This window comes from Pseudomonas sp. FSL R10-1339 (assembly GCF_009600545.1).
In the GTDB taxonomy this organism is placed as follows: domain Bacteria; phylum Pseudomonadota; class Gammaproteobacteria; order Pseudomonadales; family Pseudomonadaceae; genus Aquipseudomonas; species Aquipseudomonas bubulae.
In genome coordinates this window covers 1-16,355 of the sequence record NZ_WIVQ01000104.1, presented here as the reverse complement: position 1 = coordinate 16,355, position 16,355 = coordinate 1, and the positions used below count along the sequence as shown (strand labels likewise).

General features: G+C 58.2%; 17 protein-coding genes and 1 pseudogene. 10 read left to right on the top strand and 8 right to left on the bottom strand.

Translation table 11 applies throughout. The features are described from left to right. Positions 1 to 183: 183 nt before the first annotated feature. Entirely contained in the window at positions 184 to 540 is a 357-nt protein-coding gene (gene queD, locus GHO03_RS20955; protein WP_019410510.1) for a 6-carboxytetrahydropterin synthase QueD, read from the bottom strand. Positions 541 to 743: 203 nt separating this feature from the next. Here queD and GHO03_RS20950 point away from each other — a divergent pair, with 203 nt between their 5' ends. The 3 genes from GHO03_RS20950 to GHO03_RS20940 are packed head-to-tail and all read left to right on the top strand — an operon-like array spanning position 744 to position 3,057. After that, positions 744 to 1,058: a PepSY domain-containing protein gene (locus tag GHO03_RS20950; RefSeq protein WP_095002706.1), complete on the top strand. Its 315-nt coding sequence runs from the start codon at positions 744 to 746 to the stop codon at positions 1,056 to 1,058. Next, on the top strand, positions 1,058 to 1,726 hold the full coding sequence (locus GHO03_RS20945; protein ID WP_095002705.1) for a response regulator transcription factor: 669 nt from the start codon (positions 1,058 to 1,060) through the stop codon (positions 1,724 to 1,726). Before GHO03_RS20950 ends, GHO03_RS20945 begins: the two co-directional genes overlap by 1 nt. After that, positions 1,723 to 3,057: a sensor histidine kinase gene (locus GHO03_RS20940; protein WP_095021292.1), complete on the top strand. Its 1,335-nt coding sequence runs from the start codon at positions 1,723 to 1,725 to the stop codon at positions 3,055 to 3,057. The genes GHO03_RS20945 and GHO03_RS20940 overlap by 4 nt, the downstream gene beginning before the upstream one ends. Before the next feature lie 19 nt (positions 3,058 to 3,076). On the opposite strand, the gene GHO03_RS25930 is transcribed toward GHO03_RS20940, so the two are convergent. Together GHO03_RS25930 and GHO03_RS25925 are read right to left on the bottom strand one after the other, a co-directional pair. Next, a complete protein-coding gene (locus GHO03_RS25930) occupies positions 3,077 to 3,832 on the bottom strand; it encodes a methyl-accepting chemotaxis protein (protein ID WP_370688632.1) in 756 nt (251 codons plus the stop codon). 102 nt (positions 3,833 to 3,934) lie between these two features. Then, positions 3,935 to 4,081 (bottom strand): annotated as a pseudogene (locus GHO03_RS25925) (HAMP domain-containing protein); the annotation flags it as partial. Between the two features lie 1,463 nt (positions 4,082 to 5,544). Here GHO03_RS25925 and GHO03_RS20930 point away from each other — a divergent pair. Next, the gene (locus GHO03_RS20930) at positions 5,545 to 6,864 is read left to right on the top strand and encodes a Na+/H+ antiporter family protein (RefSeq protein WP_095002716.1); all 1,320 of its coding nucleotides are present in this window, start codon (positions 5,545 to 5,547) and stop codon (positions 6,862 to 6,864) included. Positions 6,865 to 6,874: 10 nt separating this feature from the next. Here GHO03_RS20930 and GHO03_RS20925 read toward each other — a convergent pair whose 3' ends face one another. From GHO03_RS20925 to GHO03_RS20905, 5 genes are all read right to left on the bottom strand, one after another. Beyond that, complete coding sequence (locus tag GHO03_RS20925; protein ID WP_138738191.1) at positions 6,875 to 7,735, bottom strand: pirin family protein; 861 nt, start codon at positions 7,733 to 7,735, stop codon at positions 6,875 to 6,877. A gap of 63 nt (positions 7,736 to 7,798) precedes the next feature. Continuing rightward, a complete protein-coding gene (locus GHO03_RS20920) occupies positions 7,799 to 8,215 on the bottom strand; it encodes an OsmC family protein (RefSeq protein ID WP_095002701.1) in 417 nt (138 codons plus the stop codon). Between the two features lie 127 nt (positions 8,216 to 8,342). After that, complete coding sequence (gene fabB / locus GHO03_RS20915; protein WP_095002700.1) at positions 8,343 to 9,563, bottom strand: beta-ketoacyl-ACP synthase I; 1,221 nt, start codon at positions 9,561 to 9,563, stop codon at positions 8,343 to 8,345. Between the two features lie 11 nt (positions 9,564 to 9,574). Next, entirely contained in the window at positions 9,575 to 10,090 is a 516-nt protein-coding gene (fabA, locus tag GHO03_RS20910) for a 3-hydroxyacyl-[acyl-carrier-protein] dehydratase FabA (protein ID WP_003210552.1), read from the bottom strand. A 248-nt stretch (positions 10,091 to 10,338) separates the two neighbouring features. Further along, the gene (locus tag GHO03_RS20905) at positions 10,339 to 12,237 is read right to left on the bottom strand and encodes a response regulator (RefSeq protein ID WP_095002715.1); all 1,899 of its coding nucleotides are present in this window, start codon (positions 12,235 to 12,237) and stop codon (positions 10,339 to 10,341) included. A gap of 251 nt (positions 12,238 to 12,488) precedes the next feature. Here GHO03_RS20905 and GHO03_RS20900 point away from each other — a divergent pair, with 251 nt between their 5' ends. The 6 genes from GHO03_RS20900 to GHO03_RS20875 form a co-directional block, all read left to right on the top strand. Further along, positions 12,489 to 13,514, top strand: a complete 1,026-nt coding sequence (locus tag GHO03_RS20900) for an NAD(P)H-dependent glycerol-3-phosphate dehydrogenase (protein ID WP_095002699.1) — start codon at positions 12,489 to 12,491, stop codon at positions 13,512 to 13,514. Positions 13,515 to 13,532: 18 nt separating this feature from the next. Further along, positions 13,533 to 13,865, top strand: coding sequence for a DUF4389 domain-containing protein (locus GHO03_RS20895; protein WP_095002698.1), 333 nt, complete (start codon positions 13,533 to 13,535; stop codon positions 13,863 to 13,865). Beyond that, complete coding sequence (gene sixA / locus GHO03_RS20890; RefSeq protein WP_095002697.1) at positions 13,862 to 14,311, top strand: phosphohistidine phosphatase SixA; 450 nt, start codon at positions 13,862 to 13,864, stop codon at positions 14,309 to 14,311. The genes GHO03_RS20895 and sixA overlap by 4 nt, the downstream gene beginning before the upstream one ends. Before the next feature lie 125 nt (positions 14,312 to 14,436). After that, the gene (locus tag GHO03_RS20885; protein WP_095002696.1) at positions 14,437 to 14,880 is read left to right on the top strand and encodes a hotdog fold thioesterase; all 444 of its coding nucleotides are present in this window, start codon (positions 14,437 to 14,439) and stop codon (positions 14,878 to 14,880) included. 112 nt (positions 14,881 to 14,992) lie between these two features. Next, positions 14,993 to 15,793 (top strand): alpha/beta fold hydrolase, encoded by an 801-nt coding sequence (locus GHO03_RS20880; protein WP_095002695.1) that lies wholly within the window; start codon positions 14,993 to 14,995, stop codon positions 15,791 to 15,793. A 12-nt stretch (positions 15,794 to 15,805) separates the two neighbouring features. Further along, on the top strand, positions 15,806 to 16,355 hold a 550-nt coding region (locus GHO03_RS20875), incomplete at its 3' end, for an alpha/beta fold hydrolase (protein ID WP_153400461.1).

Sequence of the window (16,355 nt, the reverse complement as noted above, 5' to 3'; positions counted from 1 at the left end):
CCATGTGAGAGTAGGTCATCGTCAAGATTAAATTCCAAACCCCCTGTCTGCTCACGCAGACAGGGGGTTTGTTTTTGCGCCGAGAAAAGTTTTGGCGCAACCTGTGCTCACTTTTTCGCTGCCCCATGCGTTTTTCAGAGCAAAAAAAACCACCTCGCAAGGTGGTTTTTTCGAGCCTGTGACTCAGTCGCCGTAGTAAATACAGCCACTGGTGCAGGTTTCATGAATGCGTATTGCCGACAGCTCTGGCAGCAAGGGTTTGAGCTGTTGCCAGATCCACTTGGCCAGAACTTCGCTGGTCGGGTTTTCCAGGCCAGGGATGTCGTTGAGGTAGTTGTGATCTAGCAGCTCATAAAGCGGTTTGAAAATCGCTTTGATTTCAGAAAAATCACGGATCCAGCCAGTTGCCGGGTCAATGTCGCCGCTTAGATGGATAGCAACCTTGAAGGAGTGACCGTGCAACCGCCCGCATTTATGGCCTTCAGGAACGTAAGGCAGGCGGTGCGCAGATTCGAAGGTAAACTCTTTGAAAATTTCCACAATAGTTATAGCTCTGAAGAGGTGACTATCGCCTGAGCGATAAATACAGGGCAGCAGTTTAACAGTTAACGCCCGCAGCAGGTGCATACCTCCAGCCATGCGGTATCAGGGCGGCCGATTCAGTTTCAATTAAGCTCGTGGCGTTATGCTTCGACCTTTTAATATCGTAAGAATGACGCTAAGGGAGGCCCTGGAGGTCAGTGATGACAGTGAACCTGCGAGTTGGCGGACTTGTCGTACTTGTGCTCTGTGCTTTCTGCTCCTTGGCCATTGCACGTGACCTGGGGCAAGACGAGGCATTGCGTTTGCGTGAGCAAGGGCTTATTCAGCCCCTGGAGCAACTGCTGCAAAAAGCTCTGGAGCGGCACCCGGGCGCAAAGTTGCTGGAGGTAGAGCTGGAGGAGGATGACGATATTTATGTTTACGAGGTTGAGCTGCTTACCACCAGTGGCGTAGTGCGCGAGATCAAGCTGAACGCCAGTAATGGTCAATTGCTCAAAGACGAGGTAGATGATTAATGCGGTTGCTGCTGGTTGAAGATCACGTCCCCTTGGCTGATGAACTGATGGCCGGTTTGGCCCGTTTGGGCTATGCCGTTGATTGGTTGGCTGATGGCCGTGATGCTCTTTATCAGGGGCAGAGCGAACCCTATGACCTGATTATCCTTGATCTGGGCTTGCCCGGGATGTCCGGTATCGATGTTCTCAAGCAGTGGCGTGCCAAAGGCTTGGCCACACCTGTGCTTATTCTGACTGCCCGGAGTTCATGGTCCGAGCGCATCGACGGGCTAAAGGCCGGTGCTGATGATTACGTGACCAAGCCCTTTCATCCTGAAGAGCTGCAGTTACGGGTACAAGCGTTGTTGCGCCGCTCCCACGGGCAACCGAATCAGCCTTTATTGAGTTCTGCCGGGCTGCAACTGGATGAAGCCCGTCAATGTGTTATCCATGACGGCACCGAGGTGCAGTTGACTGCCGCCGAGTTTCGGCTTTTGCGCTATTTCATGTTGCACCCGCAACAGATCCTCTCGAAAAGCCATCTGGCCGAGCATCTCTATGACGGTGAGACCGAGCGTGATTCCAATGTGCTTGAGGTTCATGTGAACCATCTGCGTCGTAAGCTTGGGCGTACAGTCATCGAAACCCGTCGTGGTCAGGGGTATATGTTCGGTACGGCCAGTCAGTGAAGTCCATGCAAAGGCGCTTGAGCCTGGGTTTGATCAGTGTGCTCTTGATTGCCGGTCTGGTAGTAGGCCAGGTCAGTCTGTGGTTGTTTGAAAATGGCCTTCAGCGTTATCTGGAGTCAGGCCTGCAAAACGACAGCGAGAACTTGCTGATTGCCTTGAGTCGTGGCCCCCAGGGCTTGCAACTGGATGAGCGGCGTTTGTCGCCGGCGTATCAGCGGCCATTTTCCGGGCACTATTTCAGTATTGAATTCGGGGAGACTCACTGGCGTTCACGCTCGCTGTGGGATGCTCAATTGCCGCGCCCCGACCGACCGGGCCTGAGTCGTGAACTACAGCCTGGCCCGGAAGGGCAGATGTTACTGGTCTTGCGCAGCGACTATCAGCGCCTTGGCCAGGCGGTATCGATCACGGTGGCTCAGGACTACACGCCGATACGCGATAGCTTGCGTCAAGTTCAACGGATCGGTCTTGGTATGGGGGTCTTGGCCCTTATTGTGATTTTGCTGCTGCAGCGCGTCACGGTTCGCCGTGCCCTGCGGCCGTTGGAAACAGCACGCCAGCAAATTTCTCAGCTTCAGTCGGGGCAGCGCTCTCAGCTGGATGCCCGGGTGCCCCTTGAGCTTGAGCCACTGGTCACGCAGATTAACCATTTGCTGGCTCATACCGAAGACACCCTCAAACGCTCGCGCAATGCGCTGGGCAACCTGGGGCATGCACTCAAAACTCCGTTGGCGGTGTTGATCAGCCTGGCCAACGATCCGCGGCTTGCGGCTTATCCGCAGATACAAAATACATTGTGTGAACAGTTGGAGCAGATACAGCAGCGCATGAGCCGTGAGCTTAACCGTGCGCGTCTTGCGGGCGATGCCTTGCCGGGTGCGCAATTCGATGCGGATGCAGAGTTGCCGGGGCTGCTGTCGACTCTCGGGATGATCCACGGCGAGCATCTGCAACTGACGCACAACGTTGCGCCGGGGTTGCTGTTGCCCTGGGATCGGGAAGACATGCTCGAATTGCTCGGCAATCTTCTGGATAACGCCTGCAAATGGGCGGACTCCCAAGTCGAACTGAGCATCAGCCAAACTGGCGACGGGTTTGTCATTGAAGTACAGGACGATGGCCCGGGCATTCCCGAGACTGAGCGTGATCAGGTGTTCAGTCGTGGTATGCGCCTTGACGAGCAAGCCAGTGGTCACGGCTTGGGGCTTGGCATCGTGCGGGATATTGTTGAAGCGTGGGGTGGCAAACTGCAGCTTGGAACGGCTGAGATAGGCGGGTTGCTGGTGAGCATCAAGCTACCGGCGCGTAAGCAAAAGGCGACGACGGCTTAAAGCCGTCATCGCCAAAGGGTCAGACGCGGAACTGATCCATCAGTTTTTGCTGCTGGTTGGCCAGTGAGTTAAGCGACTGGCTGACCCGTGCAGATTCATTGGCTTGCTCAGACAATGACTCGGTAACATCGCGAATGGTAGCAACGTTGTTGTTGATCTCTTCCGCCACGGCACTTTGTTCTTCTGCCGCACTGGCAATCTGCAAGTTCATGTCGGTAATCACGGTCACGGCATCGCCGATCTGTTGCAGGGCGGTCACGGCTTGGCCCACCTGCTCGACACTGCCCTGGGCCTGGCGATGGCTGTTGCTCATGGAGCTCACCACTTCCTGGGTGCCGGCTTGCAGTTGTTCGATGACCTGGCGGGTTTCTTCAACCGATTCCTGGGTCCGGCGTGCCAGGTTGCGTACCTCGTCGGCCACCACGGCAAACCCGCGTCCGGCTTCGCCTGCTCGTGCCGCTTCGATCGCTGCGTTCAAGGCGAGGAGGTTGGTCTGTTCGGCAATTGCACGAATAACTTCCAGTACCGATCCGATTTTCTCGCTATCGGCAGCCAGCCCTTCAACCTGGGTCATGGCTACGCTCATGTCGGCGGCCAGATGATCGATACTGGCGGTGGTGCGATCGATGATGGTCAAGCCCTGTCGTGTGGCCTGGTCGGCATCACGGGCGGCCTGGGCCGCTTGCGCTGCGCTGCGTGCCACATCCTGTGCGGTAGCGCTCATCTCATGGGAAGCAGTGGCTGCCTGATCGACCTGACGGTATTGCTGCTCCATGCCTGCGCTGGTCTGAGTGGCAATCGCCGCTGACTGATCGGCCGTACTGCGGGCATCCTGCACCGAGCGTTTGACCTCGGCGATGGTCGGTTGCAGTTTGTCGAGAAAGCGGTTGAACCAGCTGGCCAGTTGCCCCAATTCATCTTTTTTATCGTAGGCCAGGCGACGGGTCAGGTCTCCCTCACCGCTGGCAATATCTTCCAGCATATGGGCCACGCCGAGGATTGGCCGGGTCACGCTAAGGGCCATCAGCCACACCAGCAAGAGCCCGATAATGGCCGCCAGTGAGCCCCAGGCCAGCTCGATCAAAGCTCCGGCTTTATTACGTTCGTCCAGTTCGGCCTGCAACGCCTGGGCCGGGCCGATCAGAACTTTCTCGGGTACGTCGAGCAACACGCCCCACGGCTTGCTGCCCGGAATCGGCAGGAAGGGTGTGAGCACCTTCAGGCGTTGCTGGCTGCGAATGCTTTGTACCTGATCACCGCTGGCCATCATTCGGATCAGGGCCGTGCCATCGTTGCTGTCGACCTGGTCGAGGCGTTGGGCAAGTTTGCTGGCATCAGCACTGAAACCGGCCAGGATGCCTGCCGAACTGATGATGCCCACCCGGGTTTCCCCGTCGTACAGTCGCTGGCTGGCTTGCAGGCTGAGGGCTTGCAAGCTGTTGAGGTTGATATCCACCGACAGCGAAGCGATGACTTTACCGTCCACGATCAATGGGAAAACGATACTGGTCAGCAGTACGCTTTGCCCGTCGATTGTATAAAAGTAAGGCTCGATGATGCACGGTTTGCGTGTGGTGCGCGGGCAGGTAAACCATGCGTTGTTGGCCTGGCCGCTGGGCCCGGTGCTGGTATCGGCCATGTCTGATTCGGGCAGTGCCATCGAGGTCAGCTTGCCCGGCGTCGGTTGCGACCAGTACAGGGCAAAGCGGCCCTTGTCGTTACTGCCCAGTTCTTTTTGATGATCGAACAGCTGATCCTTGCCATCCAGTGCGTTGGCTTCGAAAACCAGCGAGAGCCCCAGCAAGTCCGGGTTGGCCTGCAGGGCGGCTTTGACCTGACGGGTCAGGTCTTCACGCAGGTCGAAGGCATCCAGAAAGCGTTTTTCCGATTGCTCACGCAAAAACAGGACTTGGCGGGCGAAGCCGTTGCCGTACTGGTAGGCGTCCATAAACTGGCGGCTGATTGCCAGTGCCTGGGCTTCACCCTGCGCTTCAATGCGGGCCTGTGCCGCCTCATTGAGCATCTGCGAGCTTGATGCCTCCACCAGATCGGCAGTGTGGTCCATGCGATAGAGCGAAAGCCCCACCAGCAGGGTAACAACACCCAGCAGGCTGAGCCCGGCGAGAAGGGTGATTTTCCATTGGATGGAAAGCTGTCTGAGCGACATGGAGACATCCTGACTAAAAGAGGCTTTGTCTGTTAGCGGCCGCAGGTGGTATTTCTTTATGCCAAACCCCGTTTTTTTAGTATGTGACCCACCCTTTAAAAATACGATTTGGCCCTGCAAATACTAGGGTTAAGGCCGATTGTGGACGATTGTGGGGCCGCTATCGGCATGCGCTTTGACATGACGCTGATGGTGCTGCAAAGTGTGCGCCCCCAAATACACCCACACTTCCAGATCCGGCGATTGGAACAGTCTTCTTTTGCCCGAAATTTTCCGCTTCACGGTGTTTTTATCGTGGTGCGCGCTATGAGGTTGTAATGATGAATGCAGTAATTGCCGCGGTCGGCATCATGCTGGTGCTCAGTCTGTCCCGTGTGCATGTGGTTATCGCACTGATTGTGGGTGCCCTTGTGGGCGGCCTGGTCGGCGGGCTGGGTATCGAGGCTACGCTCAATGCGTTTAATGGCGGCTTGGGTGGCGGTGCTCAGGTCGCTTTGTCCTATGCGATGCTGGGCGCTTTCGCAGTAGCCATTGCCAAGTCTGGCCTGGCCCATGCCATGGCCGATAAAGCGCTGCGCATGGTCAACAAGCAGCAAGCCGTGGGTGGCAATCGGGTCAAATGGCTATTGATCGGCTTGCTGCTGGTGGTGGCTATTTCATCGCAGAATATTCTTCCTATTCATATCGCCTTTATCCCGCTCTTGGTTCCGCCGCTGCTGTATGTGCTGACCAAACTGAAAATCGATCGGCGCCTGATCGCCTGTGTCATGACCTTTGGTTTGATCACGCCCTACATGTTCTTGCCGGTGGGCTTTGGCAACATCTTCCTCAACCAGATACTGCTCGCCAACGTCAGCAAAAGTGGCGTGGATATCAGCGCTGTCAACGTGACCCACGCCATGGCAATCCCGGCTTTGGGCATGTTGTTCGGCTTGCTGGTGGCGGTATTTATCAGCTACCGCAAAAAGCGCGATTATGATCTGGGCAAGATCGAGCAGGTCGAGCAGGTGGCCATTAGTTATAACCCGCGCACATTGCTGGTGGCTGGGGTGGCCATTGCAGCGGCGTTTATCATACAGCTGTGGCTGGGCTCCATGATCATTGGTGCGCTGGCAGGCTTTCTGATTTTCTCGGCCTCGGGGATCGTGCGCTGGCGTGAGACCGACGATCTGTTTACCGAAGGCATGAAAATGATGGCCATGATTGGTTTCATCATGATCGCCGCTTCGGGTTTCGCCGAAGTGCTCAAAGCCACGGGGGAGGTCAAGTCGCTGGTTGAAGCGTCTGCCGGCTGGATCAACCACAGCAAGGGGGTAGGTGCACTGCTGATGTTGCTGGTGGGTTTGCTGGTGACCATGGGCATCGGCTCGTCCTTTTCAACGGTGCCTATCCTGGCGGCCATTTTTGTGCCGCTGTGTGTGCAACTGGGCTTCAGCCCCATGGCCATCGTGTGTATCGTCGGTACGGCGGGCGCTCTGGGCGATGCCGGTTCGCCAGCGTCGGACTCCACCCTGGGCCCGACTTCCGGTCTGAATATTGACGGTCAGCATCACCACATCTGGGACACCGTGGTGCCCACCTTCCTGCATTACAACTTGCCACTGCTGGCCTTTGGCTGGGTTGCGGCAATGGTCTTGTAAGGCACGGGTTTTACGGCAGTTCGATCCGGCCGATTTCTCCGGGAACGGTCGGCCAGTCGCCTGCCGCCCAGCGCGCTCTGGCCTTTTCGATAAGGGCCGGGTCGCTGGCGACGAAGTTCCAGTTCATACGCCGCGGGCCATCCAGCGGTGCGCCGCCGATCAGCACCAGGTGGCAGTCGCTGTCGGCACTCAGGGTCATCTCTTCGCCTGCTTCCAGCAGCACAAGGCTGTGGGGCTCCAGTGCCTGGCCATCCAGTTGCACGTCACCTTCAAGCATATAAAGCGCGCGTTCCGGGTAGTCGGCCGGGATCAGCAAGGTGGTGGCCGTTTGCATATGCACGTCTGCGTAAAGGGTAGGCGAGAGCACCGGTACCGGCGAAGTCAGGCAAAAGCCTGTTCCGGCTATCAGGCGAATCCGTACCCCGAGGTTGTCGCTTACGGGCAGGCTGTCGGCGGGGTGATGACTGTAGTGGCTTGCACCTTGCTCGTGGGTTTTGGGTGATGCCAGCCACACCTGCAGGCCGTGCAAATGTGAACCCTGCTCTAGCAATGATACCGGCGTGCGTTCGATATGGGTAATGGCTGCACCGGCGGTCATCCAGCTGACATCGCCGGGACCCACCAGTTGGTCAGATCCCAGGCTGTCCTTGTGCTGAATCTGGCCTTCAAACAGATAAGTCAGCGTAGACAGACCAATATGCGGGTGCTGTCGGATATTCATGCCGCTACCGGCAGGGTAATGGGTTAGCAGCATGTGGTCGAAAAATACGAATGGCCCGACGCTGCGGCATTTTGCCGAGGGCAGGGGGCGCAAAATCGGTTGGCCTTCTACGTCCTCGGCCCGAGGTCGGATCACTGTGAGTGCGCGCATGGTGCTGGCCCGGCAATGGATAAGCGCTGAGCATAACCCAGCGCTTATCCGGGCGGCAGGCCGTTACTGGCTGAAAGCGCCTTCAGACAGGTGGGTTTCGATGGTGACCTCGGCGGTGGTCATCAGTTTATGCACCGGGCACTTGTCGGCCACATTGTGCAGTTCCTCGCGCTGAGCGTCGGTCAGTACGCCCTTGAGGGTCAGTTTGACGTGCAGGGCATATTTGCCCTTAAGTTCTTCGCTGGCGTCGTGTTTGACTTCAACCGTGACTCCGGTGAGCGGGATCTCTTTTCTCTGTGCGTATAGCTTGAGCGTCAGCGCTTTGCAGGCGCCAAGGGCGGCATCGAAATAATCATGGGGGGTAGGGGCGCTGCCTTCGCCGCCCATTGTTTTGGGCAGATCGGTGAACACTTCGTAATCGTCGATCTTGATGCTGTGACGAAAACCTTCGTGTGACACGGTATTAACGGTAACAGTCATGGCAAACCTCAGCGTGGAGTGATTAAACGTCCTGATCTTTATAGAGCATGCTGGCGGCTGTACGTTCCCTCGGACAAAAAAATGCCCCGAACCAGTCGGGGCATTTTTTACGTCGCGAGCGGGTGGCTTATTTGCCAGCCCAGCGCTTGAGGACCAGAGTGGCGTTGGTGCCACCGAAGCCGAAGCTGTTGCTCATCACGTTGTTGAGCGTGACGTTCTCGCGGGTCTTGGTCAGGATCGGCATGTCGGCAACGACAGGATCGATCTCTTCGATGTTGGCCGAGCCAGCGATGAAATTGCCTTCCATCATCAGCAGGCAGTAGATCGCTTCATGAACGCCTGCGGCGCCCAGGGAGTGACCCGACAGGCTTTTGGTCGAGCTGATGGCCGGGGCCTTGTCGCCGAATACCGCGCGCACACCTTCCATTTCCTTGGCGTCGCCTACCGGAGTAGAGGTGCCGTGGGTGTTGAGGTAGTCGATCGGGCCGTCAACGGTGGCCATTGCCATCTGCATGCAGCGGATGGCGCCTTCACCGCTTGGGGCAACCATGTCGTAGCCGTCGGATGTTGCGCCGTAGCCGACGATTTCAGCGTAGATCTTGGCGCCACGGGCCAGGGCGTGTTCCAGTTCTTCAACAACAACCATGCCGCCGCCACCGGCGATGACGAAGCCGTCGCGGTTTTTGTCGTAGGCACGGGACGCTTTTTCAGGCGTGTCGTTGTACTGGGTGGACAGGGCGCCCATGGCGTCGAACAGGAACGACTGGCTCCAATGTTCTTCTTCGCCGCCGCCGGCAAATACGATGTCCTGCTTGCCCAGCTGGATCTGCTCGACTGCAGTGCCGATGCAATGGGCGCTGGTGGCGCAGGCAGAGGAGATCGAGTAGTTCACGCCCTTGATTTTGAAGGGGGTGGCCAGGCAGGCGGAAACGGTGCTGCCCATGGTCCGCGTAACGCGGTACGGGCCAACACGCTTGACGCCTTTTTCACGCAGGATGTCGAGTGCTTCCATCTGATTCAGGGTCGACGCGCCGCCGGAGCCGGCGATCAGGCCGGTACGCGGGTTGGAGACTTGCTCCTCGGTCAGGCCCGAATCAGTGATGGCGTCTTTCATGGCCAGGTAGGCGTAAGCCGCTGCGTGGCCGACGAAGCGATAGATCTTGCGATCGATCAGTTCTTCGAGAGGCAGGTCAATGGAGCCGGAAACCTGGCTACGCAGACCCATTTCGGCATATTCCGGGTTGAATCGGATGCCAGGGCGACTTGCACGCAGGTTAGCGGAGACGGTCTCTTTGTCATTGCCCAGGCACGAAACGATGCCCAGACCAGTGATAACGACGCGGCGCATGCGGATAACCCTTAAAAGTTGTCAGTGGAAGTAAATACGCCGACCCGAAGGCCTTCGGCAGTATAAATCTCGCGACCGTCGACAGTTACCGAACCATCGGCAATGGCCAGGTTCAGCTTGCCCTTGAGGACGCGCTTGATTTGAATGTTGTAGGTGACTTTCTTGGCGGTCGGCAAGACCTGGCCAAAGAACTTCACTTCGCCCGAACCCAGGGCACGACCGCGGCCCGGCAGGCCCTGCCAGCCCAGGTAGAAGCCGACCAGCTGCCACATGGCATCAAGGCCCAGGCAGCCCGGCATCACCGGATCGCCTTCGAAATGGCAGGCGAAGAACCACAGGTCCGGGGTGATATCCAGCTCGGCGACCAATTCACCTTTGCCGTACTTGCCACCCTCTTCGCTGATATGGGTGATGCGATCTACCATCAGCATGTTAGGGGCGGGCAGTTGCGCGTTACCCGGGCCGAACAGTTCGCCGCGGCTACAGCGCAGCAGATCTTCCCGAGTAAAGGCGTTTTGTTTGGTCATGCGAGCTCCTCAATAATCCCATGCGGCGGGTGGGGCAAATCTTCCCGACCAACTGAAACACAGGTGTTTCAGTTCGCCAGCCTACACATAGACTATTGCGTTGTAGTGAAAGTCACAGCGCAAAGGACAAGAATGTACACTTGTGCACTGAAAATTTAAATCGGGCCGGTTCAGTGGCCCATTCGGGTGCCTAAGACTGCCGCACTTTTGTCTTTTACGCCAGTCGCAGGTGGCCTTTTAGCCATAAGTTACTGGACCCAGCGCTGCAGAATTTGTTCCAGGTCAGCGCGTTTGAACGGCTTTGCCAGGTAATCGTTCATTCCGGCCTGCAGGCAGGTCTCCCGGTCGCCCTGCAGGGCATTGGCGGTCAGGGCGATGATGGGCAGGGCCCGGCAACCGGGCAACTGGCGGATTTGCCGGGTGGCTTCATAGCCGTTGATGATCGGCAGCCGGCAGTCCATCAAGATCGCGGCGAAGCGCTCGCTGTTGGCAAAGTGAATGGCCTGTGCACCGTCACTGACCATAGTCACTTCATACCCCAGGCTGCTTAGCATGGCCTCAATGACGGTCTGGTTAACCTGGTTGTCTTCCACCAGCAGCACTTTGCGCCCGGGTGCACAGATGGCCCCAGGCTCCAGCAACGGTCTCTGGCTGAGCGTGACGGGTTGATGCAGTTGCAGCGGGATTTCGAGAGTGAACACCGAGCCTTGGGCCTCTTCGCTCATGGCGTGCAGCGTGCCGCCCATTCGCTCCGCCAGCGTGCGGGCGATGGGCAGGCCCAGCCCGGTGCCGCCATAACGTCGGGAAATAGAGCTGTCGGCCTGCTGGAAGGCGGTGAACATGGCGTCCAGTTTTTCGCTGTTGATTCCGATACCGCTGTCACGTACGGCGCAGGTAAACCAGATCAGTTCGTGATCCAGTTGTTGCCAGAGCGGTTCGATAATCACCTGACCCCGTTCAGTGAACTTCAGGGCATTACCGATCAGGTTGACCAGGATTTGCCGGATCCGGGTCGGATCGCCCAGTACAGGCAAGTCCTGCAGCCCTTCAGGAATGTTCAGTTGCAAGTGCAGGCCACGTTGCACGGCGTTGTGCTGGAATGCCTGGGCGCAGTTGCTGACCATTTCGGCGAGGTTGAAGGGGATACGCTCCAGCTCCAGTGCTGAGCGTTCGATTCGGGAGAAATCGAGGATGTCGTTGATGACCTTGAGCAAGTGTTCGGTGGATTCCGATGCCAGGGCGGCATATTCGGCCTGCTCTTCGGTCATCTGCGTGGTTTCCAGCAGTTGCAGCATGCCCAGCACGCCGTTCATGGGGGTGCGCAGTTCGTGACTCATCATGGCCAGGAAGTCGGTTTTCGCACGGTTGGCACGCTCGGCTTCTTCACGTGTCTGGATCAATTGCGCAATGGCAGATTGTTGCTCGCGGCTGGCTTGCTCAAGGCCTGTGGCCAGGTTGTTGATGTGTTGGGCCAATGTGCCCAGCTCGCCGTCGTCGACCACGGGCAAGGGGGTTTTATAGTCGCCGTACTGGATGGCCTTGACCGCCTTGCTCATGTCACTGATGGGCCTGGACAGGTTGGACGCCAGGCGCTTGGCCAGCAGATAAGTGAAGCCCAGGGCAAACAAGGCAAGAATCACGGCCTTGAGCAGGATTTCCTGCTGGCGCGTGCTGAATGCTTCGCCGGACATGCCGACCAGTACCCGGCCCAGATAATCTTCTGTCAGGTCCGCAGCCTGTCGATTGCCGAGCAGTAAATAACCGCCGGAGGGGCTCTTCTGCACTCTGACCGGCGCCTGAAACACTTCAACCTGCGAGCTCTTGTCAGCATTGGGCGCGGGATGCTCGGCGTGGGCCAGTATGTCGTTGGCCCGGTTCTGTACCTGCACGAATTGAACATGGGGAATGTTCAGCGAGGCGTTGATCAGGGTTTCCAGCACATCGTTGTTCCCCGACATGATCCCGTACTCGGTGGCGGGTGCCAGCTGGTTGGCGATCAATTGGCCGGTGTGCTTGAGTTCCTGGCGCAAATCCTGGATTCGTACGAAGGTAAAAAAGCTGATCAGCAACAGCGTCAATAGCAGGGCCGGGCCCAGACTCATCATCTGCGTGCGGGTGTGGATGTCCCACCGGCTGCGAGTCATCATGGGAACGCGGCTCCGTCGGTCAGTCGCCAGTGCGTCAGTCCATTTCCACTGTCCATTGTCATCCTTGACCTGCGCGTGTTCATTTTGAAGTGCAGCAATGCTGCCTCTGGGTGTGAGTACCGGAACCGCATGGTAACCGAGGTCCTGTTCTTTTTCAGTCATGGCCATCTATATGCTGTGGGGCTGGTCGCGGGGGATGTGCTCCGTATAATGCCGTCATTGCCACTGCTAGATGGATAACGGGATTGCATATGACTGAACAGCACGCTATTGCGGTCTTGGGAGGCGGAAGCTTTGGCACCGCCGTGGCCAACTTGCTGGCAGAAAACGGTCATCGAGTGCATCAGTGGATGCGCGACCCCGAGCAAGCCGAGGCCATTCGCCTCAATCGTGAAAACCCTCGTTACCTTAAAGGTATCAAGATTCATCCCGGGGTCGAGCCGGTCACTGACTTGCAGGCCACACTCGATGCCTGCCAGTTGTGCTTCGTGGCTTTGCCGTCCAGCGCCTTGCGCAGTGTGCTGGCGGAGCATGCCGGGCGCCTGAGCGGCAAGATGCTGGTCAGCCTGACCAAGGGGATTGAAGCCCACAGTTTCAAGCTGATGAGCGAGATCCTTGAAGAAATCGCCCCGCAGGCACGCATCGGTGTGCTGTCCGGGCCCAACCTTGCCCGCGAGGTGGCCGAACATGCGCTGACTGCCACCGTGGTCGCCAGCGCCGACGAAGAACTATGCACCCGCGTGCAGGCTGCACTGCATGGCCGCACGTTCCGTGTCTACGCCAGTGCCGACCGCTTTGGCGTGGAGCTGGGCGGGGCCCTGAAAAACGTATACGCGATCATCGCCGGCATGGCCGTGGCGCTGGGTATGGGCGAGAACACCAAAAGCATGCTGATTACCCGTGCCTTGGCAGAAATGACTCGCTTCGCCGTCAGCCAGGGTGCCAACCCCATGACCTTTCTCGGGCTGGCAGGAGTAGGCGACTTGATCGTTACCTGCTCATCGCCTAAAAGCCGCAACTATCAGGTCGGCTTTGCCCTGGGGCAGGGGCTGAGCCTTGAAGATGCCGTTACCCGCCTGGGTGAAGTGGCCGAAGGCGTGAATACCCTCAAGGTACTCAAGGCCAAGGCGCAGGAACTGAACGTTTACATGCCATTGGTTGCCGGGTTGCACGCAATCCTGTTCGAGGGCTACACCCTGGAGCAGGTGATCGGGCAATTGATGCGTGGCGAGCCCAAGACCGATGTCGACTTTATCTCCACCAGCGGTTTTAACTGAGCACCACAGGAGCAGCACATGAACGACACTAAAAACGCACCCAAGTACGAGTCGCTTGTTTTGCGCGTGCTGTGGATGCTGGTTTTCCTGCTGGTCTGGCAGGTGGCACAACTGGTTCTTGGCGGGCTGGTGCTGGTGCAGTTGATTTACCGTGTGGTCTACGGTGCGCCCAATGGCGGCTTGATGAACTTTGGTGACAGCCTGAGCCTTTACCTGGCGCAGATCGGTCGTTTCGGCAGTTTTCACACCGAACAAAAACCCTGGCCGTTCGCCGACTGGCCAGTGCCGCGGGCACCTGAAGGCGAAGCGCCCTACACGCCAGGCGCCAATGGTGAAGGGACCAAGCCATGAAAGTCTGGATTCTGCGTCATGGCGAAGCCGAGCCCCATGCCCGCCGTGATGCCGAGCGTGAGCTGACCCCCCACGGGCGTGAGCAGGTGCTGGGCAGCGCCGCTCATTTGATTGGCCAGCCGCTGGACTGCATTCTGGTCAGTCCTTATGTGCGCGCCCAGCAAACCGCCGCGTTGGTTTGCCAGGCCCTGGGCTTTTCATCGCCACCCGTCACCGTGCCCTGGCTGACGCCCGAAAGCGAACCCAAGTATGCGCTCGGCAAACTGCCGGACAGCGGCAATGTGCTGTTGGTCAGTCATCAGCCGTTTGTAGGTGAATTGATCAGCCTGATGCTGCACGGGCACATGCGGCAACCGCAGCCCATGCACACGGCCAGCCTGGTGGAGCTTGAAGGTGAGTGGCCGCTGGCGGGCAGCATGACATTGCTCAGCGCATATCACCCCTGAGCATTGCAGCGGTTGCACAGTACGGTCGTAGTGCAAGATAGTTGGAGGCGGGTTAATGGCATTTGACGCTTGCGTCGAGGGCCAGTGGCTCCGTCATCAACACTCACTGACCAAGGAATGACCACATGAGCTTGTGGACGACCCAGCCAGATCTGGCACGCCTCAATGAAATGCGCAAAAATACCATTTGCGATGTGCTGGATATCACGTTCGATGCGTTTGACGACAACTCCATCACCGCAAGCATGGTAGTGGACCATCGTACCCACCAGCCCTTCGGCTTGCTGCATGGCGGTGCCTCGGTGGTGCTGGCAGAAACACTCGGCTCGATGGCCAGCTACATGTGCATCGATACGCAAAAATTCTATTGTGTGGGCCTTGAGGTCAATGCCAACCACTTGCGTGGCGTGCGTAGCGGCCGGGTGAGTGCAATCGCACGCCCGGTCCATATCGGTCGCACCACCCATGTGTGGGATATCCGCCTGAGCGACGACAGCGGTAAAATAAACTGCATCTCGCGCCTGACCATCGCCGTTGTGCCCCTGGGTGAAACACCCCCAGCGCGGTGATCAAACGGTCAGTCAATGGCCGTAGTGTCGTCACTCATGGCGCATACGGTCATTGATATGAAGAATATTCCTGCAGACAATACGGCATTCTTCCTACATCTGGATGCCTTGTATGTCTCGGCAGATTTTTTTCGCCCATGCCAACGGCTTCCCTTCAGCCACGTACGGGAAGTTGTTCAATGCCCTGGCGCCGGATTTTTGCGTGACGCATTTGTCACAGCACGGGCATGACCCGCGTTACCCGGTGGACAACAACTGGCATAACCTGGTCGATGAGCTGATATATCATCTTCGCCAGCAAGCCGGGCCCGTACTGGGCGTGGGTCACTCGCTGGGCGGGATGTTGCATTTGCATGCCGCAATCCGCTGCCCGCAGCTTTACCGGGGCGTCGTCATGCTGGATTCGCCGGTGTTGACGCGCACTGATCAATGGGTGATTCGCGCGGCCAAGCGCTTTGGCCTGATTGATCGCCTGACCCCCGCCGGTCGCACGCTGGGGCGGCGTGAAGAGTTTGCCGACCGTGAAGCGGCACGCGCTTACTTTGCCGGCAAATCACTGTTTCGCAGCTTTGACCCCGATTGCTTCGAGGCCTATCTGGAGCACGGCTTGCAACCTGTGGATGAGTGTTTGCGGTTGCGCTTTGACCCTGCCACCGAAATCGATATCTATCGCAGCGTTCCGCATACCAGCCCCGGGCAGGCCTTCAAGCTGCAGGTGCCGCTGACCGTGGTGCGTGGTCGCGACAGCCGCGTGGTCATGAACCATCATGCCAGGGCGGTGGCGCGCATGCCCAACGGCGAGGCGTTGAGCGTGCCGGGCGGGCACATGTTCCCGCTTGAGCAGCCGCAGGATACCGCCAGCCTGCTGAAACAGATTTTTGCCCGCTGGGAACTCCGTCATCCCGGCCTTTAACGAGCATTTCGCATGAGCCCTGTGGTTGAAGAAATTCGTCTGAGCCTGCCGCATATCGAGCTGGCTGCACATATATTCGGCCCCGAGGATGGCTTGCCTGTTATCGCCCTGCATGGCTGGCTGGATAACGCCAACAGCTTTGCCCGGCTGGCGCCAAAGCTGACGGGCTTGCGTATCGTGGCCCTGGATTTTGCCGGGCATGGCCATTCCGATCACCGTCCCCGTGGCGCCGGCTATGCGCTGGCGGACTATGCCTTTGATGTGCTGTGCGTGGCCGAGCAACTGGGCTGGGAGCGCTTTGCTCTGCTTGGGCACTCACTGGGTGCCATTGTGTCTGTGGTCATTGCCGGTTCGTTCCCGGAGCGCGTGACCCGCATGGGGCTGATTGATGGCATTGTCGCGCGCAGCGGCCCCGAGGGTGATGCCGCCGAGCGCATGGGCCAGGCTCTGCAGGCGCAGCTCGATCTGGAGCACAAGCGCAAGTCGGTGCATCCGACACTCGACCGGGCTGTCGAAGCGCGGATGAAAGGCCTGGTAGCCGTCAGCCGCGAGGCCGCCGAGC